General features: G+C 66.0%; 17 protein-coding genes and 1 pseudogene. 8 read left to right on the top strand and 10 right to left on the bottom strand.

The features are described from left to right. The first annotated feature begins 31 nt into the window (after nucleotides 1–31). The gene (gcvA, locus tag AC1DE3_RS16760; protein WP_476780472.1) at nucleotides 32–964 is read left to right on the top strand and encodes a transcriptional regulator GcvA; all 933 of its coding nucleotides are present in this window, start codon (nucleotides 32–34) and stop codon (nucleotides 962–964) included. A 116-nt stretch (nucleotides 965–1,080) separates the two neighbouring features. On the opposite strand, the gene AC1DE3_RS16755 is transcribed toward gcvA, so the two are convergent. From AC1DE3_RS16755 to AC1DE3_RS16740, 4 genes are all read right to left on the bottom strand, one after another. Continuing rightward, nucleotides 1,081–1,377 carry a hypothetical protein gene (locus tag AC1DE3_RS16755; RefSeq protein WP_441513988.1) on the bottom strand — a complete coding sequence of 99 codons (297 nt, stop codon included), beginning with the start codon at nucleotides 1,375–1,377 and terminating at the stop codon, nucleotides 1,081–1,083. Nucleotides 1,378–1,525: 148 nt separating this feature from the next. Further along, nucleotides 1,526–2,149, bottom strand: coding sequence for a TlpA family protein disulfide reductase (locus tag AC1DE3_RS16750; protein ID WP_476780473.1), 624 nt, complete (start codon nucleotides 2,147–2,149; stop codon nucleotides 1,526–1,528). A gap of 136 nt (nucleotides 2,150–2,285) precedes the next feature. Further along, nucleotides 2,286–3,182 carry a tellurite resistance TerB family protein gene (locus AC1DE3_RS16745; protein WP_476780474.1) on the bottom strand — a complete coding sequence of 299 codons (897 nt, stop codon included), beginning with the start codon at nucleotides 3,180–3,182 and terminating at the stop codon, nucleotides 2,286–2,288. A 101-nt stretch (nucleotides 3,183–3,283) separates the two neighbouring features. Then, nucleotides 3,284–3,754, bottom strand: a complete 471-nt coding sequence (locus AC1DE3_RS16740) for an Lrp/AsnC family transcriptional regulator (protein WP_476780475.1) — start codon at nucleotides 3,752–3,754, stop codon at nucleotides 3,284–3,286. Between the two features lie 125 nt (nucleotides 3,755–3,879). Between AC1DE3_RS16740 and hppD the strand changes: the two genes are divergently transcribed. Further along, nucleotides 3,880–5,016, top strand: coding sequence for a 4-hydroxyphenylpyruvate dioxygenase (gene hppD / locus AC1DE3_RS16735; RefSeq protein WP_476852582.1), 1,137 nt, complete (start codon nucleotides 3,880–3,882; stop codon nucleotides 5,014–5,016). Between the two features lie 39 nt (nucleotides 5,017–5,055). Here the strand turns inward: hppD and AC1DE3_RS16730 are convergent, their stop codons facing one another. From AC1DE3_RS16730 to AC1DE3_RS16720, 3 genes are all read right to left on the bottom strand, one after another. Then, nucleotides 5,056–5,859: an AprI/Inh family metalloprotease inhibitor gene (locus AC1DE3_RS16730; RefSeq protein WP_476852581.1), complete on the bottom strand. Its 804-nt coding sequence runs from the start codon at nucleotides 5,857–5,859 to the stop codon at nucleotides 5,056–5,058. After that, nucleotides 5,844–6,818 carry a 2-hydroxyacid dehydrogenase gene (locus AC1DE3_RS16725; RefSeq protein WP_476780477.1) on the bottom strand — a complete coding sequence of 325 codons (975 nt, stop codon included), beginning with the start codon at nucleotides 6,816–6,818 and terminating at the stop codon, nucleotides 5,844–5,846. The genes AC1DE3_RS16730 and AC1DE3_RS16725 overlap by 16 nt, the downstream gene beginning before the upstream one ends. A gap of 146 nt (nucleotides 6,819–6,964) precedes the next feature. After that, nucleotides 6,965–7,741, bottom strand: coding sequence for a FadR/GntR family transcriptional regulator (locus AC1DE3_RS16720; RefSeq protein ID WP_476780478.1), 777 nt, complete (start codon nucleotides 7,739–7,741; stop codon nucleotides 6,965–6,967). A gap of 236 nt (nucleotides 7,742–7,977) precedes the next feature. On the opposite strand from AC1DE3_RS16720, the gene AC1DE3_RS16715 reads away from it, so the two are divergent. From AC1DE3_RS16715 to AC1DE3_RS16695, 5 genes are all read left to right on the top strand, one after another. Then, nucleotides 7,978–9,030: an ABC transporter ATP-binding protein gene (locus tag AC1DE3_RS16715; protein WP_441513996.1), complete on the top strand. Its 1,053-nt coding sequence runs from the start codon at nucleotides 7,978–7,980 to the stop codon at nucleotides 9,028–9,030. A gap of 225 nt (nucleotides 9,031–9,255) precedes the next feature. Next, a complete protein-coding gene (locus tag AC1DE3_RS16710; protein ID WP_476780479.1) occupies nucleotides 9,256–10,560 on the top strand; it encodes an ABC transporter substrate-binding protein in 1,305 nt (434 codons plus the stop codon). A 164-nt stretch (nucleotides 10,561–10,724) separates the two neighbouring features. After that, nucleotides 10,725–11,681 (top strand): carbohydrate ABC transporter permease, encoded by a 957-nt coding sequence (locus AC1DE3_RS16705; RefSeq protein ID WP_441513998.1) that lies wholly within the window; start codon nucleotides 10,725–10,727, stop codon nucleotides 11,679–11,681. After that, nucleotides 11,674–12,576: a carbohydrate ABC transporter permease gene (locus tag AC1DE3_RS16700; protein WP_476780480.1), complete on the top strand. Its 903-nt coding sequence runs from the start codon at nucleotides 11,674–11,676 to the stop codon at nucleotides 12,574–12,576. Before AC1DE3_RS16705 ends, AC1DE3_RS16700 begins: the two co-directional genes overlap by 8 nt. A 154-nt stretch (nucleotides 12,577–12,730) precedes the next feature. After that, a complete protein-coding gene (locus AC1DE3_RS16695; protein ID WP_476780481.1) occupies nucleotides 12,731–13,627 on the top strand; it encodes an NAD(P)-dependent oxidoreductase in 897 nt (298 codons plus the stop codon). Nucleotides 13,628–13,788: 161 nt separating this feature from the next. On the opposite strand, the gene AC1DE3_RS16690 is transcribed toward AC1DE3_RS16695, so the two are convergent. Next, the gene (locus AC1DE3_RS16690; protein ID WP_476780482.1) at nucleotides 13,789–14,865 is read right to left on the bottom strand and encodes a LacI family DNA-binding transcriptional regulator; all 1,077 of its coding nucleotides are present in this window, start codon (nucleotides 14,863–14,865) and stop codon (nucleotides 13,789–13,791) included. 74 nt (nucleotides 14,866–14,939) lie between these two features. Here AC1DE3_RS16690 and AC1DE3_RS16685 point away from each other — a divergent pair. Then, nucleotides 14,940–15,878 (top strand): annotated as a pseudogene (locus tag AC1DE3_RS16685) (NAD(P)-dependent oxidoreductase); the annotation flags it as partial. Nucleotides 15,879–15,927: 49 nt separating this feature from the next. On the opposite strand, the gene AC1DE3_RS16680 reads toward AC1DE3_RS16685, so the two are convergent. Continuing rightward, entirely contained in the window at nucleotides 15,928–16,671 is a 744-nt protein-coding gene (locus AC1DE3_RS16680) for an aspartate/glutamate racemase family protein (protein ID WP_476780483.1), read from the bottom strand. A gap of 335 nt (nucleotides 16,672–17,006) precedes the next feature. After that, nucleotides 17,007–17,882, bottom strand: coding sequence for a phenylalanine 4-monooxygenase (gene phhA / locus AC1DE3_RS16675; protein WP_476852580.1), 876 nt, complete (start codon nucleotides 17,880–17,882; stop codon nucleotides 17,007–17,009). Nucleotides 17,883–18,158: the final 276 nt, after the last annotated feature.

Raw genomic sequence — 18,158 nt, 5'->3', positions numbered from 1 at the left:
TTCGCCTTGCCCAAGCTGGACTTGGCCGGACATGAGCCGCCGACACCTTCCGCCACTGGCTTCCCTGCGCGCCTTCGAAGCTGCCGCCCGGCATCGCAACTTCGAGAAGGCAGGAGACGAGCTCGCGGTCACGGCCAGCGCCGTCGGCCAGCATGTGCGGTCGCTCGAGACCTGGCTGCGGCGCCCGCTCTTCAACCGGCTGCCGAGCAAGGGTGTCGCCTTGACCGAGGTCGGCGAACGCTATGCGGCGACGATTTCGCAGGTGCTCGACCAACTCAACGAAGCCACGGCCAGAGCCCTGAGGCCGGAAGCGCCGAATGCGCTCACGGTCAGCACCCTGCCGAGTTTCGCCCTGAACTGGCTGATCCCAAGGCTCGGCTCGCTGAAGGAGCGCGAACCCAATCTGGAGGTGCGGGTCGAGATCTCGGTGGGGCTGACGGATTTCGCCCGTGAGAATGTCGATGTCGCCATCCGCCTCGGCCGCGGCGGCTATCCGGGGCTGCAGACGGATCTCCTGATGGAGGAGAATTTCTTTCCCGTCTGCAGCGCCGCGCTGCTCGGCGATTCCGAGCGGCCGCTGCGCGAGCCCACGGATCTGCGCCATCATACCTTGCTGCACGAGATTCCGGAGGGCATCCCCGATTTCGTGACATGGCCGCTCTGGCTCGCAGCCGTCGGCGCGACGGAGGTCGATGCGACCCGGGGCCCGCGCTTCTCGCACACCTTCCTGGCATTGCAGGCCGCCGCGTCAGGGCAGGGGGTGGCGCTCGCCACCAATGTCCTGATCGGTGATTATCTCGATGCCGGCCGCCTGGTCCGGCCGTTCCCGCATCAGGTCAAGGGGCCGCACCAATACTATCTGGTCTGCCCGGAGGCCTCGGCGCAGCGGCCGGCGATCGCTGCTTTCCGCAGGTGGATCCGCGACGAAGCTGCGGCCCATGTGGCGCTCGGCACCGGGCCATGAGCATGGGCGCCGTGTCAGCGTCACGGACGGCGCCCGACACCAGCCAAGACGCAAGAAAAAAAGCCCCTCGGTGAGAGGCTTCAGTCTGGTCTCGATAACTCAGGGGCGCCGAAGGCTCAGTAGTAGCCGCAGACCCGGCGGTAGCCGATGACGTTGCCCCAGCGGTCGAAACGCTCGACCAGATCACAGGAGCGGACGGGAGCGGCATAGTAGCCGTGGCCATATGCCGGGCGAGTGGCGGAGGCGATGATGGCGCCCGCGGCGAGCGCGCCAACCACACCGGCTCCGACGCCCCAGCCACCGTAGCCATAGCCCCAGCGCGGGCGCGCCTCGGCGCCGGAGGCGATGAAGAAGGTGGTGGCCAGGGTCGCGGCCGCGAGGGTGGCGGTCAGCGTCTTGCGGAACGTCGTCATGCTCGTCTCTCCCGACTGGTGCGAGAGCGAACTGCTCGCCCTCCATGCCGATTGGTCGCGGGACTGAGCAGGGAGGTTCAATGGCGGCGGCGATTATTTTATCGGGTCCGATCCGCGGGAATGCGGAAGTCCTGTTTTCATTGGCAAATCAGCCCGCCGCTCTCGCGTAGAAGCGCAGCAATTTCAGCCCCTCAGGGCTGTCCCAATCCGCTTCGCCGACGAGATAGCCGACGCTGCGCGCTTCATGATCAAGCACGTAGGTCATCGGCATGCCGTAGAGGGCGAATGGCGTTGGCTGGGTCGATTTCGGTCCGGAAGCCACCGTGCCGGCGGCATCGATGAAGGTCGAGAGGTCGGCAAGCCCAAGGCGCTTGAGATAGGCGGTGACGGTCGCTGCCGATTTGTCCAACGATACCGGGAGGACGACGAAGGGCTCATGCGCTGCTCTTGCCTGCAGGCGCCGCAGGATTGGCAGCTCGCGCCGGCAGGGCGGGCACCAGCTCGCCCAGAAGTTCAGGAGAATGGCCTTGCCGCGATAGGCCAAGAGAGGCTTGCTCTTGCCGGCAAGGTCGGTGAGCGCGAGGGAGCCGGCATCCTCCGGCGGATCGAGCTGCACGAATTGCGAGGCGGGTCCGGCAAAGAGCGGTGGCTGCGCCAGAGCGGGCACGGAGGCCATCGGCGAGAGCAGCGTCAGGGCGAGGGCTTGGCGGCGCGTCGGCGAGGGGGCGGCGTCCGGCTTCGGGGCCGGTCCGCCGTTCTTGGTATCAGACATGGCCCCGCACCTAGCAGCAGGGGACGCGGAAGTGGAGCTGCCGCGGCCTCCAGCTCGCGAGGCTGTGATGCCATCAGCCGACTTGCGCGATGGGCGCGAAAGCCGGCTGTGGTGCCTGTGGTCTGCTTTGCCCGGTTCAGACCTTGGCGGCGCTGGCGGCAGCGTCGATATTGGCGACGAGCTCGGCGTCCAGCCCCAGCGAGCCGGCGAGGCCGGCCAGAAAGTCCTTCTCGGGCGCAGTGTCCGGATTGATGGCGACACGCGCAGCCGTATAGATCTGCGCGGCCAATTCCGGGCTTTCGGCGGCTTCGACGAGCTCGTCGATCGTGGCAGGCTTGGCGAGTTCCCGCGCCAGCCAGGCATGCGTGTCCTGATCGAGGCTGGCTTCCTTGAGGCCGCCGAGAATCGCATCGCGTTCTTCGGTGTCGATATGGCCATCAGTCGCCGCTGCCGCGATCATGGCGCGGACGAGGACGAGGGCGGTCGCTTCGCTCGCCGCCTGCGGCTCGAAGCCGGTTCCGGCGGGGGCGGGCAGCAACTCCTGCTCGCGGCTGTCGAGCACGGGCTTGCCGGCCTGATAGTTCTGGTAGGCCTTGTAGGCGAGGCCGCCGATCAGAGCGAGGCCGCCGAGCTTGGCTGCCGAGCCGGCGACGGAGCGACCGGTGCTGGTGCCGAAGACGAGCGCACCGAGACCGCCGAGCACGGCCGTTGCGAGGGCAGGGTTGCTGTTGAACAGGCCCTTCGCCTGCTCGATGAGCTGGTCGGGTGTCTTGCCGCCGGTGATCCGGCCGAGCGCATCATTCGCGCCCTGCTGCACGCCGGTCTGGCGCGCGGCGTCACCGACGCCCTGGCTTGCCTGGGTCAGGATCTGCCCGGCGAGCCCGCCGAGCCCGCCCGAGCGCTGCACCTGCTCCGCGAGGCCGCCGAGCATGCCGCCGAGACCGCCCTGCTGGCCCGCCTGCTGTCCTGCCTGTGCGCCTGCCTGGCTGCCCGCGCTGATCAGGGCATCAAGCAGCGATTTGGCATTGAACATCGAAGTCCTCCTGTCGTGGCCGCAGGGGAATGCCGTGCGGTCGGGATCGATCAGCCGCATGAAAGCGGCCTGACGAAGGCGCAGTTTGCACAAGCGCCGCGCTATGTCATCGGCAGCGGCAAGAGCCCCGGTTCCTTCAGTGTTTCGAGCGCGATCTCGGAGCGGACGCGCGCCACGCTCTCATGCGGCATCAGGATTTCATTGACGAGCCGGGCGAGCGCCTTGAGGTCGCCGACCGCCACTTTCAGCAGGTAATCGGCCTCTCCGGTGAGGGCATGCGCTTCGAGGATCGCCGGGGTGAGCCTGACGAGATCGCGGAAGCGGCGCGCATTGTCGCGTGAATGGGTGTCGAGCGCGACATGGATGAAGACGATGACGCCGAGCCCGACGGCAGCCGGCTCCAGGGCTGCGCGGTAGCCGCGGATCACCCCGTCCTGCTCGAGGCGCTGGCGGCGGCGCGAAATCTGGCTGGCGGACAGGCCGATCTGTTCCGCGAGCGTGGCATTGGTCAGCGAAGCATCCCGCTGCAGGGCGTCGAGAAGCCGCCAGTCGAGGGTGTCGAGCGTGGTCATATCATGCGCCATTTCGCCGGTGGGCGCATGGATGATGCATCATTTACTCGGCGGCGTACAGATTTGCACGCCCCTTGCCTCCCTTCTGCGTGACCATGTGCTCACAACAGAACAGGAGGAATGCCATGGGTCCCTTTCCGCACGATGCGGCTCCGCCGGAAATTTCCGATGCGAATCCGATGGGCACGGACGGCTTCGAGTTCGTCGAGTTCGCCCATCCCGAGCCTGAGAAGCTCGGCGCCCTGTTCGAGACGATGGGCTTCCGCCCGGTCGCCCGCCATCGCTCGAAGCAGGTGACGCTCTATCGTCAGGGCGACGTCAATTTCGTCGTCAATGCCGAGCCCGATTCCTTCGCCCAGGCCTTCGCCGCCGAGCACGGCCCCTGCGCCTGCGCAATGGCCTTCCGGGTGGTCGATGCCAAGCATGCCTTCGAGCGGGCCGTCTCGCTCGGCGCAGAGCCCTATGAGAGCACGATCGGGCCGGGCGAACTCGCGATTCCCGCGGTGCGCGGCATCGGCGGCTCTCTGCTCTATTTCGTCGATCGCTACGGCGAGAAGGGCTCGATCTGGGATGTCGATTTCGAGTGGATCGGAGAACAGGACCCGCATCCCGAGCAGGCTGGGCTCTATTATCTCGATCATCTCACCCATAACGTCCATCGCGGGCGCATGGATCATTGGGCCGGCTGGTACGGCAAGCTGTTCAATTTCCGCGAGATTCGCTTCTTCAACATCGAGGGCAAACTGACCGGCCTGATCTCGCGGGCGCTGACCTCGCCCTGCGGCAAGATCCGCATTCCGATCAACGAGTCGCTCGACGACAAGAGCCAGATCGAGGAGTATCTGCGCCTCTACAAGGGCGAGGGCATCCAGCATGTCGCGATGGGCGCGCGCGATATCTATGCCAGCGTCGAGCAATTGCGCCGCAACGGCCTGCCTTTCATGCCGTCGCCGCCGGACACTTACTACGAGAAGGTCAATGCGCGCGTGCCGAACCATGGCGAGCCGGTCGAGCGGCTGAAGGCCGACGGCATTCTGATCGACGGCGAAGGCGCTGTCGCGCTTGGCGAGAAAGCTGGCCGGATGAGCAAGGTGCTGCTGCAGATCTTCTCGGGCACCGTCCTCGGACCGATCTTCTTCGAATTCATCCAGCGCAAGGGCGATGACGGCTTCGGAGAAGGCAATTTCCGCGCCCTGTTCGAGTCGATCGAAGAGGACCAGATTCGCCGCGGCGTGCTCAAGCCCGCGGACGCGGCAGCTTAGCCTGCCTGCGCCGCGCGAGCTTTCGCCGCGCGGCATGTCTCATGGGACGAGCTTGCGCATCAGGAGGGGCGCGCCGACTGGGGGGTCCTTGCGCCACTGGCCATTCTCGAAAATCAGATCGGTGCCGTGGCCGCGGCGGGCGACGAGCGTGAGCCTGCCGCCGGCATAACGCCAGCCGGCGGGGTCGAAGATCGTGAGTCCCGTATCCTGGCAGGCGCCCTCCAGCGCTGCGGGGGCCTGTCCGCCGGCTGATGGCGGCGACAGGACGAGCCGACAAGCCTCCCGGTTCTGCTGGCGCATCAGGACGTAGCGCCCCGGCAATGTTTCTATCGCAGGGGCTTTTGCGGGATCGACGATGGTCGGCCGCTGGGCCGCTGACGCAAGGGCGGAGGGGGAATTGGCGGGCGCGGCGGCTGCTACGCGCGGATGGTCCTTGGAGAGCAGCCGATAGGCCTTGCCGTCGCCGCCCTTCCCGTCGAGTCCTGCTTCGGGGGAGCCCTTCTGGAAACCGACGAGTTCCTTGCCGCCGGCGTCGAGCAGCTGTGGCTGGCCGTTCGCCGCCAATGCCCATCCCCTTGCATCGTCTAGAATCGGCAGAGCGCGCCGGCAGGTGGCCGGGAAGCGCAGCTGGCGCGCGTTGCCGGAGGCGTCCGCACCGAGCGTGATCGTGCAGCTACGGGTCGCGCCGGCCAGTTCAAGGTCCCAGGCGCCGAGCCAGCGGCGGATCGCGTCCGGGGCTTTGCCGGCGCCGCGCGGAAGCGGCGCCGGCTGGGCGGCGGCCGGCAGGGCGCCGGCGCCAAGGAGGAATAGCGGCAGAAGCCGGCGAATCAGGCCTTTTTCCATGGGGTCTCCGGCACGGGCGTCAGCGGACCCTTGCCATCGAACCATGAAACGAGATTGTCGACCAGAAGCTGGCCCATGGCCTCACGGGTATGGACAGAGGCCGAGCCGACATGGGGCAGCAGCACGGCATGCTCGATCGCGATCAGCTCGGCCGGCACACGCGGCTCGTCCTCGAAGACGTCGAGGCCAGCGGAGAGGATGGTCTTGTCCTGCAGCGCCTTGATCAGGGCCTGCTCGTCGATGACGGTGCCGCGGCCGACATTGACGACGATGCCGTTGGGACCCAGCGCCTTCAGTACCTCGGCATTGATGATGTGATGCGTCGAGGTGCCCCCTGGCGCGACCGAGATCAGCGTGTCGACGTCAGCTGCCATCTCCACCAGCGAAGGATAGTAGCGATAGGGCACATCCTCCTGGCGCGAGCGGCCGTGATAGACGACCGGCAGGCCGAAGGCTTCGATGCGATGCGCCACGGCCTTGCCGATACGGCCGAGGCCGACGATGCCGACCTTGCGTCCGCGCAGCGACGTCGTGAGCGGATAGTTGCCCTTCAGCCATTTGCCCTCGCGCAGATAGCGATCGACCTGCGGGAGCTGACGCACGGTCGAGAGCAGGAGGCCGATCGCGAGATCGGCGACCTCGTCGGTCAGCACGTCGGGCGTGTTGGTGACGACAAGGCCGCGGCGGCCGGCCTCGGCTGCGTCGACATGGTCGTAGCCGACGCCGAAGCTCGAGGCGATCTCGAGCTTGGGAAGCGCATCGAACAGCGCGCCATCGACGCGGTTATGGCCGCCGCCGGCCGCGACGCCGCGTACGCGGCCGGAAACCTCGCGGAGCAGAGCGGCGCGATCAGACGCATTCCACAGCTCATGGACGGTGAAGCGGGCCTTCAACTGATCGGCAGCATAGGCCATCAGCGGGCCCGTCTGGATGATTTCGGGCTTGGAGGAGACTGTCATCGTCACATTGTCCGTAGGGCTGGAAGGAATGTTGATTCGCTGCTTCTGAATCGATTAAAATGAGACTACGCTGCCCGGCGTTGCATTGTAGCGACGCCTTTGCATGAGCGGTACCCGATGACGCCTCGCGCCGGAGCGCGAGGCGCTTATTTAGTATGCTTTATTCGCATGATTTTTCCCGTCTCGGTGGCGTAATGCGTGCCGAGCGAGGCGAGAGTCGTGTTCAGGCTATCGATGACGAGCCCGGCCATCCGGGCGGAGGCGAGGTCGCCGTCGCGGTCGATGATGGCGAGCAGGACATGTTCGTGGTCGGGGAGCGACTCGATATAGGCTTGCTCGTCGCCGGTCTTGAGCAGCATCGACCATTGCAGCGTCGCGATGACGGCGCTGGCGAGGCATTGCAGCGGGGCATTCTGTGCGGCTGCAAAGATCGCTTCGTGGAAGGCCAGGTCGGCGCGGATGGTCGCCTCGGCATAGGGCCGGCCGTCGACCATGCCGCGATAGGCGGCCTCGATCCGGGCGATGTCGGCGGAGGTCCGGCGCTGGGCGGCGAGGCGGGCCGCGCTGGGCTCGACGAAGCGGCGCAACTCGAAGAGATCGCGAATGAAACGCTCGTTCGGGTCCGCTTCGAAATGCCAGGACAGGACATCGGGGTCGAGCAGATTCCAGCGCTCGCGCGGCGCGGCGCGGGTGCCGCTCTTCGGGCGCGCCTCGACCAGTCCCTTGGCGGTCAGGATCTTGACCGCCTCGCGATAGGCGGTGCGGGAAACCGAGATGTCCGAGCGCAGGTCATCCTCGTTGGGCAGGACCTCGCCAGCCTTGATGCGGCCGGTGATGACAGCGACCGCGAGCTTCTGCGCGACCTGGCCGAAGAGCCGGTCCGGGTTAAGCGTCGTCGGACGCGAGAAGTCGCGCACGCGCATGTCAGGGCCTCCCTTTGCAGTCTCGCCGCAGCCTCGCTTCCGAGGCACGGCGCTGACCATGGCGGCGCTTGACACGCCCGCTTCTATCGTATGACTTTATCGCAGACTGGAGCGGACACAATCGCCCGAAGCAGGCGAGGTCCGCTTTCATCATTCGGTCATCAGAAGCCGATTGTGGTCGTGACGCCTGGACGACGGGCTGTGCGACGAGGGAACGGAAAGCAGGGAAGGACGGCATGGCTTCAGTCCAGATCGCCGATGTACGCAAGGCCTACGGGTCGACGCAGGTCATCCACGGCGTCGACATCGACATCAACGACGGCGAATTCGTCATCCTTGTCGGCCCCTCGGGCTGCGGAAAGTCGACGCTGCTGCGCATGATCGCGGGACTCGAGAATATTTCGGGCGGCGAGATCCGGATCGGACCGCGCGTGGTGAACGACGTGCCCCCGAAGGAGCGCGACATCGCCATGGTGTTCCAGAACTATGCGCTCTATCCGCATATGACGGTCGCCGACAACATGGCCTTCTCGATGAAGCTCCGGAAGGCGCCGAAGAGCGAGATCGACGAGCGCGTCAACAAGGCTGCCCAGATCCTTGGCCTGAACAAGTTGCTGGACCGTTATCCGCGCCAGCTCTCGGGCGGTCAGCGGCAGCGCGTCGCCATGGGCCGCGCCATCGTCCGCGACCCGCAGGTCTTCCTGTTCGACGAGCCGCTCTCGAACCTCGACGCCAAGCTTCGCGTTCAGATGCGCACCGAGATCAAGGAGCTGCATCAGCGCCTCAAGACCACGACGGTCTACGTCACGCACGACCAGATCGAGGCCATGACCATGGCCGACAAGATCGTGGTGATGCATGACGGTATCGTCGAGCAGATGGGCGCGCCGCTCGATCTCTACGACAATCCGGCGAACCTGTTCGTCGCGGCTTTCATCGGCTCGCCGTCGATGAACCTGCTCAAGGGCAAGATCACGGGCAATGGCTTCGAGACCGAAGGCGGAGTCGTCTGGCCGATCGGCCAGCATCCGGCGAATTCCGACGGGCGCGCGGCTGTTTTGGGCATCCGCCCGGAGCACTTCCAGCTCGACCCGAATGGCCTGAAGGCCGAGGTCGCGGTTGTCGAACCGATGGGGTCGGAGACGCAGGTCGTCGTCCGCTGCGGCGGGCAGGATCTGACCTGCATCTTCCGTGAGCGCATCACAGCCAAACCGGGCGAAACCATCGGGATCACGCCCGATACCAGCGTGACGCATCTCTTCGACGCTGCGACCGGCAAGCGCCTCTAGAGTTCGCGCCATTCGGGCCGCGCAACGGCCCGGGCGGACCACGCGTCCTCTGGCACGCGTTCAGAGCCGGCGCCGGGCAGGCTGACGCGCTCCGGCCGGTGCCGCCTCTCAGAAATTCGCCGCCCATTGGATCGGGCGGTGGATAATGGCTGTTCAGTGCCCATAATCGATGCAGGACGGAGGTCCCATGTAGGCCTCCGCCGCACCCACGGAGGAGACGGTTTCATGAGCATTTCCAGAAGAGACGTATTGATCGGCGGCGCCGGGCTTGCAGCCGGGGCAACGCTGCCGCTCGCGCCGGCGATCGCGCAGGCCAATATCGAGCAGGGGGCGACGCTGCGCGTGCTGCGCCCCACCAAATTCGTCGATCCCGACCAGGCGATCTTCAACGAGAATACCGAAGCCTTCACCAAGGCGACGGGCGTGCCCGTCCGCGTCGACTATGCCGGCTGGGAGGATTTGCGCCCGCAGACCGCGGTGACCGCCAATACCGGCGCCGGCCCCGACGTCGTGGTCGGCTGGGCCGACGACCCGCACATCTTCTCGGACAAGCTGATCGACCTCACTGGCATCGCCGAGGATCTCGGCAAGAAATATGGCGGCTGGTACCCGATCGCCGAGAAATACGGCAAGAAGGACAAGACCAACCAGTGGATCTCGATCCCGATGGGTGCTTCCGGCGCGCCGGCGGTCTATCGTGAATCCTGGGTCAAGGAAGCGGGCTTCGACACCTTCCCGAAGGATCTCGACGGCTTCCTCAATCTCTGCCGCAAGCTCAAGGCGAACGGCCATCCCGCCGGCTTCGCGCTCGGCAACGCGGTGGGTGACGGCAACGCCTTCTGCAACTGGCTCGTCTGGACCCATGGCGGCTACATGGTCGACGAGAACAACAAGGTCGCAATCAATTCGAAGGAGACGATCGCGGCGCTGAAATATGCCAAGGCTCTCTACGAGACCTTCATCCCCGGCACGCTCTCCTGGCTCGACATCAGCAACAACAAGGCGCTGACGGCGGGCGAGATCGGCGTCACCCAGAACGGCGTCTCGCTCTATTTCTCGATCAAGAACTCGAAGGACGAGAAGACCGCCGCGATCGCCAAGGATCTGAACCACGCGACCATGCCGGTCGGCCCGTTCGGGCGTCCGTCTGAGCCGGCGCTGGTGATCAACGCCATGGCGTTCAAGCACACCAAATTCCCGAACGCGGCCAAGGAATATCTCCGCTTCATGATGGAGAAGGAGCAGTACGACAAGTGGCTGACCGGCTGCTACGGCTACTGGACGCAGCCGCTGAAGGCTTATGCCGAGAGCAAGGTCTGGTCGGCCGATCCCAAGATCCTGGTCTATCGCGACACCTGGGAACGGGCGCTGTGGAGCGGCTACAAGGGCTCGATCAACGAGGCCGCCGGCACGGTCAACGCCGAATATGTCGTCGTCCAGATGGTCGCCTCCGTCTGCGCCGGCCAGGCGACGCCTGAGGAAGCCGCCGCGGAAGCCGAGCGCCGCGCCAAGCGCTACTACCGGACCTGATCCGGCCCTCTCAAGGCCGCCGGCTCGTCCGGCGGCCGACGGGATCGTCGCGCGTCCGATCGGCGACAGCGACGGCCTCTTGAGTTCTTATCGCATCGGATGTTTCCGAAGAGTGGATTCCCCTTTTCGGTCGATGCAACTGCCGACCCGAACGCGAGGGCGCCATGGCCATAGCTGCCGCCGAATCGCGAACCGTCCACAGCCTGCAGCAAAACTGGCTGGTGCGTCTGTTCGACTACAAACCGTTCCTGATCTTCCTCTGCCTGCTGCCCGCGGCCGGGTTCCTGCTCGTCTTCCTGAGCTACCCGCTGGGGCTGGGCATCTGGCTCGCCTTCACCGATACGCGCATCGGCCGCGCCGGCCATTTCATCGGCTTCGAGAATTTCCAATCGCTCTGGTACGACCGGGTGTTCATCACCGCGGTCTGGAATACGCTGCTCTATACGGGGGTGGCGACGATCGGGAAATTCGCGCTCGGCCTGTGGCTGGCGCTGCTGCTCAACAACCATCTGCCGATGAAGTCGCTGCTGCGGGCGATCATCCTGATTCCGTGGATCGTGCCGACGGTGCTCTCGGCCATCGCCTTCTGGTGGATCTACGATCCGCAGTTCTCGATCATCTCCTATGTGCTGGTCGACGTGCTCGGCTGGCGCGACACCTATATCGACTTCCTCGGCCAGCCCTGGCCGGCGCGGTTCTCGCTGATCGCCGCGAATATCTGGCGCGGCATCCCCTTCGTCGCGATCTCGCTTCTCGCCGGCCTGCAGACCATTTCGCCGGCGCTGTACGAGGCGGCGATGCTCGACGGCGCCAATGCCTGGCAGCGCTTCCGGCACGTGACCTTCCCGATGCTGATGCCAATCCTGGCGATCGTGCTTACCTTCTCGGTGCTGTTCACCTTCACCGATTTCCAGCTCGTCTACGCCATCACCCGCGGCGGGCCGGTCAACGCCACGCATCTGATGGCGACGCTCGCCTTCCAGCGCGGCATCCCCGGCGGCCAGCTAGGCGAGGGCGCGGCGATCGCGGTGGCGATGATCCCGTTCCTCGTGATGGCGACGCTGTTCAGCTATTTCGGCCTTGCCCGGCGCAAGTGGCAGCAGGGGGAAGACAATGACTGATCAAGCCCTCGGCGCGCGTCCGCAGCTCAAGGACAAGGAGCGTGAAGGCGTCATCGACTGGTCGTCCGGCCCGCGGCGCTTCATCATGCTCTATTTGCCGCTGTCGCTCTTCCTGCTGGTGTTGCTGTTCCCGTTCTACTGGATGGCGATCACCGCGATCAAACCGAACGCGGAGCTGCTCGACTACAAGAACAACAACCCGTTCTGGGTGAAGTCGCCGACGCTCGAGAACATCAACAGGTTGCTGTTCCAGACCGATTATCCGCAGTGGCTCTGGACCACGATGATGGTCGCGGCGGTGGCGACGGCGCTCTCGCTGTTCTCCAGCGTGCTTGCCGCCTATGCGATCCAGCGGCTGCGGTTCAGGGGTTCGCAGTATGTGGGCTTGGCGATCTATCTCGCCTATCTCGTGCCGCCCTCGATCCTGTTCATCCCGCTCGCGACTTTGATCTTCCAGTTCGGCCTGTTCGACTCGCCCCTCGCGCTGATCCTGACCTATCCGACCTTCCTGATTCCGTTCTGCACCTGGCTCCTGATCGGCTATTTCAAGTCGATCCCCTACGAGCTTGAGGAATGCGCGATGATCGACGGGGCGACGCGGTTGCAGACCTTGTGGCGCATCACCTTGCCGCTCGCCATGCCCGGCCTGATCTCGGCCGGCATCTTCGCCTTCACCCTGTCCTGGAACGAGTTCATCTATGCGCTCGCCTTCATCCAGTCGGCGGAGAAGAAGACGGTGCCGGTCGCGGTTTTGACTCAGCTCGTCGAGGGCGACGTCTACCATTGGGGCTCGCTGATGGCCGGTGCGCTGCTCGGCTCGATTCCCGTGGCGATCCTCTATTCCTTCTTCGTCGACTACTACGTTGCGTCGATGACCGGTGCGGTGAAGGAATAGGCTCTGTAGAATCAGGATCGGGTCACGCCCTGGCTGGCCGTCATGGTCGGGCTTGTCCCGACTATCCACGTCGTTCTTCGGCGAGGCCGGTGTTCAAGACGTGGATGCTCGCCACAAGGGCGAGCATGACGGTGGAGCCCACCAGAGGATTGTTATGACGATTTCCAGCATCGCCTTCATCGGGCTCGGCGCGATGGGCGCACCGATGGCCGAGAACCTGGTCAAGCGGCAGTTCCGCGTGACCGGCTTCGACATGCGGGACGCGGCCCGGGAGGCGCTTGCCGCGGCTGGGGGGCAGGCCGCGGAGAGTGCAGCCGACGCAGCCAAAGGTGCCGATGCGCTCGTGCTCATGGTGGTCAATGCCGCTCAGGCGCGTTCCGTGCTGTTCGAGGCCGGGGCGCTCGCGGCGCTGGCGCCGGATGCGACGGTGATCCTGATGGCGACCTGCCCGCCGGGCGAGGCGGAAGCAATTGCGGCAGAGGTCACGAAGACCGGCCGACATTTCATCGATGCACCGGTCTCCGGCGGCGTCAAAGGCGCGCAGGGCGGGACGCTGACGATCATGGTCGGCGCGGCGCCCGAAGGCTTCGCGCGGGCCAAGCCGGTGCTCGATGCGCTCGGCGACAAGGTCTTCCATGTCGGTGACAAGCCGGGGCAGGGCGCGACGGTGAAGACCGTCAACCAGCTCCTCTGCGGCGTCCATATCGCGGTGGCGGCCGAGGCGCTGTCGCTGGCCGAGAAGGCCGGCATCGACGGGCGGCTGCTGTTCGAGATCATGGGTGGCTCGGCAGCCTCCTCCTGGATGCTCCGGGATCGCGGGCCGCGCATGCACGAGCCCGATCCGGCCGTCGCCAGCGCCGTCGACATCTTCGTCAAGGATCTCGGCATCGTGCTCGATGCCGGGCGCGCGGCCAAGACGGCGCTGCCGCTCGCGGCCGCCGCGCATCAGATGTTCCTCGCGGCCTCCGGCCTCGGCCATGGCGGGCGCGACGATTCGCAGGTGGTCAGAGCCTATCGCGCGCTCAACGCCAAACCTGCCAACGATGCCTGAACGGTGTTGATCCGGTGGTCGAAGACTTCAGCCCTCATCCTGAGGAGCCTCGCAGCGGCGTCTCGAGGGATGCTCCGGGAGGCTCTGGAGACATCTCGCCCATCCTTCGAGACGCGCTTCTGCGAAGCGCTCCTCGGAGTGAGGGCTCGAGGGGGGAGGACCTAGCGCGGTGGGCAGGTCGTACCGCGGACGATCAGCGCCGGGGTCAGCAGCAGGCGCTGGGTCGGCGCAGCGGGATCGGCGATGCGGTTCAGCAGGAACTCCGCCGATTTGGCGCCCATGTCGTTCTGGAAATTGAAGACAGTTGTGAGAGCGGGGAACCACTGCGCCGCCTCCTTCACGTCGTCGCAGCCGACGATCGAGAAATCACGCCCGGCTTCGAGCCCGCGATGACGCAGGCCGAGCATGGCGCCGAAGGCGGCGAGGTCGTTCATGCAGACCGCCGCGCTCGGCGGGTTAGCGGCGTCGAGCACCTTGAGGATGCCCTGATGGCCGGTTTCGCGGGTGCCGAAGTCGAAATGGACCAGCGCCGGATCAAGCGGCAGGCCGGCACGGGCCAATGCCTCGCGATAGCCGGCGTAGCGGTTGCGCCCGGTCGAGATGCTCTCATTCGCGCAGAGGAAGGCGATGCGGCGGTGGCCGAGGCCGATGAGATGTTCCATCGCCAGGGTGGTGCCGTGCCGGTCGTCGGAGCCGACGAAATCGAGATCGATCCCGGCAACCTCGCGCGAGAGCTGCACGATCGGGACGCCGGCATCGATCAGCGGCGCCAGACTCTCGGCCGTGCTGCCGCCGGCCGAGCAGAGGATCATGCCGTCGGGGCGGTATTCGGCGAGGCTGCCGAGCACGCGCGCCTGTTTCTCGATATCTTCCGCATAGGTGCCGAGCAGGATCGAGCGGCCATGGCGGCCTGCCGTTTCCTCGATCGCAGCCAGCAGTTCGGCGAAATAGGGGTTGGTGATGTCGTGAAAGACGACGCCGATGATGTTGGTCCGGTCGGTGCGCAGCGAGGCGGCGCTGCGGTTGTAGCTGTAGCCCATCGAGCGGGCGATCTCGCGTACGCGCTCGCGCGTTGCCTCGGCGACAAGCGGCGAGCCGCGCAGAGCCAGCGAGACCGTCGCGGTCGAGACCGAGAGGTGGTCGGCGATGCTCTGCAGGGTGACACGGCTGCGACCGGCCATGCCCGCCGGGTTGGGGCTTCTGGTCCGGCTGGTCTCGGGCGGGCCGTCGGCAGTCATGTCTCGTCCACTGTGAGTGCTGACCTCGCGATCGCCGGCGAGTCGGGCCGTTTTCTTCACGTTCCGTTTCATCTCAACCATATCAGCGGGAGAATTTGAAGATGACTGCAACCAAAGAGTCGGTGGGCTTCATCGGCGTCGGCCTGATGGGGCAGGGCATGGCCCGCAATCTGGTCGACAAGGGCTTCCCGCTCACCGTGATCGGGCACCGCAACCGCAAGCCGGTCGAGGAACTGGTCGCGGCCGGTGCAGTGGAGGCGAAGACGCCGAAGGAGCTCGCTGCGCGCTCCTCCATCATCTTCCTGTGCGTCACAGGCTCGGCCCAGGTCGAGGCGGTGGTGAAGGGCGATAACGGCATCATGGCGGGGGCCAAGCCGGGCACCGTGATCGTCGATTGCTCGACATCTGACCCAACGGTGACGGTGCGGCTTGCTGCTGAGCTGGAGGCGAAGGGCTTGCATCTCGCCGATGCGCCCCTCGGCGGCACCCCGGCTCAGGCGGCACAGGGACAGCTTTCTGCGATGGTCGGCGCCGCGCCGGAGATCTTCGCCCGGATCAAGCCCGCCTGCGAGGCCTGGGCGCAGAAAATCGTGCATCTCGGGCCTGTCGGCGACGGGCACAAGATGAAGCTGATCAACAACTTCCTCTCGCTGGGCTATGCGGCGATCTACGCGGAGGCGCTGACGCTCGGCCAGAAAATCGGGATCACGCCGCAGACCTTCGACAGCGTGCTGCGCGGCAGCCGCATGGATTGCGGCTTCTACCAGACCTTCATGAAATACGTGCTGGAGCGCGACCGCGACGCCCACAAGTTCACACTCAGCAACGCCCTGAAGGATGTGCGCTATCTGGAGAGCGTGGCCAACGATGCAGGCATCGCCAACCCGATCGGCAACGCCGTCAAGAACAGCTATGCGGCGGCGGTGGCGAGCGGGCACGGGGAGGACTATGTGCCGATGCTCTCCGACTGGATCGCCGGGCTCAACGGTGTCTCGCTTGCCGGCAAGGGTTGAGCGAGGACAACGGGGCGTCCGGGGATTGTGCGGGCGCCTCGATCGGGTGTCAGGGCTGCGCCAGCAGGCGGGCCAGGCCGTCGGACAGGCCGGTGCTGGCGACGGGGGCGGGCAAGGCGAGGTCGCCGCTCCCGGGCTTGCGCAAGGGCTGCTCCAGCGCGTCCAATAGCGTCCGGACGCCCGCTTCGGCCGAGCAGATCACGGGGATGTCGACATGCGGCTGCACCCGTGCGGCAAGACCGGCGAGGCCGGCGCCGCCGAGGATGACCGCGCCGGCGCCATCACGCCGCGCCACAAGGCGGCAGGCCTCGGCCAGCATGGCGATGGAGCCGTCCGGGTCGCGGGCGATGTCGGCGCCGGTGGGCGCGACGGTCTCGACGGCGGCAAGGCGCCCGCCGAGGCCGATCGAGCCGACGAACTCCCGCAGCATCGGCCCCCAGCGCTCCCCGCCGGTGACGATGGCGAAGCGCTCGGCCTTCTGCGCCGCGAGGCGGCTGCTGGCTTCGGCCATGCCGATGACGGGAACGCGCGCCATCTCCTTGAGCGCGAGTAGGCCGGGATCGCCGAAGCAGGCGAGGTAGACACCATCGCAGCCATGGCCGTGCTCGGCGAAGGCCTCGAGCGCGGCATGGGCCGCCACGACGCTGGCGCTGCGGCTGGCAATGTAATGCGCGCCGAAGCGTCCGGTCACCGGCACCATCGTCGTATCCGGCGGCAGATAGGGCTCGATGACCCGCGCGACCAGGGCCGTCATTTCCGGCATCGTGTTGGGATTGATCACGAGAATGCGCAAAGCGACTGGTTCCCGATTTTCGAAGCGGCAGAGCGCGCTCCGGCGAGAGGGCAAGTCTCATCGGTAACGCCTCATCCATGCCATGAAGGAGCGCGGTTTCCCGCGCAAGAGCCGTCTGTTGTCGTGCGAGGCGGAAGCCGCTCGAACGAAGGCCCGTCGGCGCTGCGAACGCTACGCCAGGCAGGACGCTCGCCCGTCGCTCGCACTGCGCGGCGTTGTCCGGGCAAAGGGGCGCGTGCGAATGGTGACGACGATCGGATTGGCCGGCCCCTGCGGTCCTCCGTGCGAGGCGCAATGGCTGATGCTGCATTCTCTCGACAGCGACAAGCCCAAACTCACTTCAGCTTGGTCTTCGTGGCCGGCAATTCGCGCCAGAAATGGCCGGTCCCCTGTCGGAGGACCACATCCTGCGGCAGGATTTCGAAGGGCGTATGGGCCGGCAGGGCGCGCAGCTCCTCGAAACGGGTGGTGAAATCCTCGCTCCTGAGCAGCTCGAACAGATCCTCGAAGCGGTCGATGACGAAATAGGTCGCCTGGAAATCGTCGATGTAATAGCCGGTGCGCAGCACGCGCTCGAGATCGAAGGCCAGCTGGTGGGCGGAAGGGTCGTCCACCACATATTTCGCCTCGCCGAAGGACGAGACGATGCCGGCGCCGTAGATGCGGACGCCCTCGGGCTTGCGGATCAGCCCGAATTCGATGGTGTACCAGTTGAGGCGCGCGAGGAACTTCACGCCCTTGGTCTCGACGGCGACGAGCCCGATGCGGCCATATTCGTTCATGTAGTCGGCATAGGCGGGATTGATCAGCAGCGGCACGTGGCCGAAGACATCGTGGAAGATGTCGGGCTCCTCCAGATAGTCGAGCTGCTCGCGGCTGCGGATGAAGGTGCCGGCCGGAAACTGGCGGTTGGCCAGCATCTGGAAGAAGGGACGCGACGGGATGAGCCCCGGCACCGCCACCACCTCCCATCCGGTCAATCGCCGCAGCCGCTCGTTCATGCGCGCGAAATTCGGCACGCCCTCGGGGCCGATGCCCAGCGCGGCGAGGCCGTCGAGATATTCCTGGCACACATGGCCTCTCAGGGTGCGCTGCTGGCGCTCGAACAGCATGCGCCAGATCGCGTGGTCCTCGGGGGTGTACCGCTCCCAGCCCTGGTCGATGATACAGTCCTCGACCGTCTGTGCGGTCAAAAGAGCATGTCCCGACATCGCCTTCTCTCCTCAGAGCCGGCCCTGAGTTCCGGCTGTGACGCTCTGCATGGCCATAACGAACGACATGGCCTCGCAGATCCCGCAGCGTCGTCAGCGAACCACAATACTCTCGCTAGGGCCGGGCGCGAAGAACGTGAATTGAAGATCGCCGACGGAGGGAACTCTGTATTGGCCGGGGCGACTTGGATCGGAGCTAGCGCCCTAGCCGCCCAAGGCATCCGCATCAGTTGATCGAGCCGGGGCCCGTCGAGATGACGATCCATACGCGGCACG

It is taken from the genome of Allobosea sp. 10L417, assembly GCF_056395485.1.
The sequence above is the reverse complement of the archived record's forward strand: the minus strand, read 5'-3'. Positions and strand labels throughout refer to the sequence as shown.

Excerpts from the sequence above, each read along its gene's own strand:
- AC1DE3_RS16690 (WP_476780482.1), bottom strand. The coding sequence starts at position 14,865 with ATGACTGCCGACGGCCCGCCCGAGACCAGCCGGACCAGAAGCCCCAAC.
- AC1DE3_RS16745 (WP_476780474.1), bottom strand. The coding sequence starts at position 3,182 with ATGTTCAATGCCAAATCGCTGCTTGATGCCCTGATCAGCGCGGGCAGC.
- phhA (WP_476852580.1), bottom strand. The coding sequence starts at position 17,882 with ATGTCGGGACATGCTCTTTTGACCGCACAGACGGTCGAGGACTGTATC.
- AC1DE3_RS16755 (WP_441513988.1), bottom strand. The coding sequence starts at position 1,377 with ATGACGACGTTCCGCAAGACGCTGACCGCCACCCTCGCGGCCGCGACC.
- AC1DE3_RS16740 (WP_476780475.1), bottom strand. The coding sequence starts at position 3,754 with ATGACCACGCTCGACACCCTCGACTGGCGGCTTCTCGACGCCCTGCAG.
- AC1DE3_RS16730 (WP_476852581.1), bottom strand. The coding sequence starts at position 5,859 with ATGGAAAAAGGCCTGATTCGCCGGCTTCTGCCGCTATTCCTCCTTGGC.
- AC1DE3_RS16750 (WP_476780473.1), bottom strand. The coding sequence starts at position 2,149 with ATGTCTGATACCAAGAACGGCGGACCGGCCCCGAAGCCGGACGCCGCC.
- AC1DE3_RS16715 (WP_441513996.1), top strand. The coding sequence starts at position 7,978 with ATGGCTTCAGTCCAGATCGCCGATGTACGCAAGGCCTACGGGTCGACG.
- hppD (WP_476852582.1), top strand. The coding sequence starts at position 3,880 with ATGGGTCCCTTTCCGCACGATGCGGCTCCGCCGGAAATTTCCGATGCG.
- gcvA (WP_476780472.1), top strand. The coding sequence starts at position 32 with ATGAGCCGCCGACACCTTCCGCCACTGGCTTCCCTGCGCGCCTTCGAA.
- AC1DE3_RS16695 (WP_476780481.1), top strand. The coding sequence starts at position 12,731 with ATGACGATTTCCAGCATCGCCTTCATCGGGCTCGGCGCGATGGGCGCA.
- AC1DE3_RS16705 (WP_441513998.1), top strand. The coding sequence starts at position 10,725 with ATGGCCATAGCTGCCGCCGAATCGCGAACCGTCCACAGCCTGCAGCAA.
- AC1DE3_RS16700 (WP_476780480.1), top strand. The coding sequence starts at position 11,674 with ATGACTGATCAAGCCCTCGGCGCGCGTCCGCAGCTCAAGGACAAGGAG.
- AC1DE3_RS16720 (WP_476780478.1), bottom strand. The coding sequence starts at position 7,741 with ATGCGCGTGCGCGACTTCTCGCGTCCGACGACGCTTAACCCGGACCGG.
- AC1DE3_RS16725 (WP_476780477.1), bottom strand. The coding sequence starts at position 6,818 with ATGACAGTCTCCTCCAAGCCCGAAATCATCCAGACGGGCCCGCTGATG.
- AC1DE3_RS16710 (WP_476780479.1), top strand. The coding sequence starts at position 9,256 with ATGAGCATTTCCAGAAGAGACGTATTGATCGGCGGCGCCGGGCTTGCA.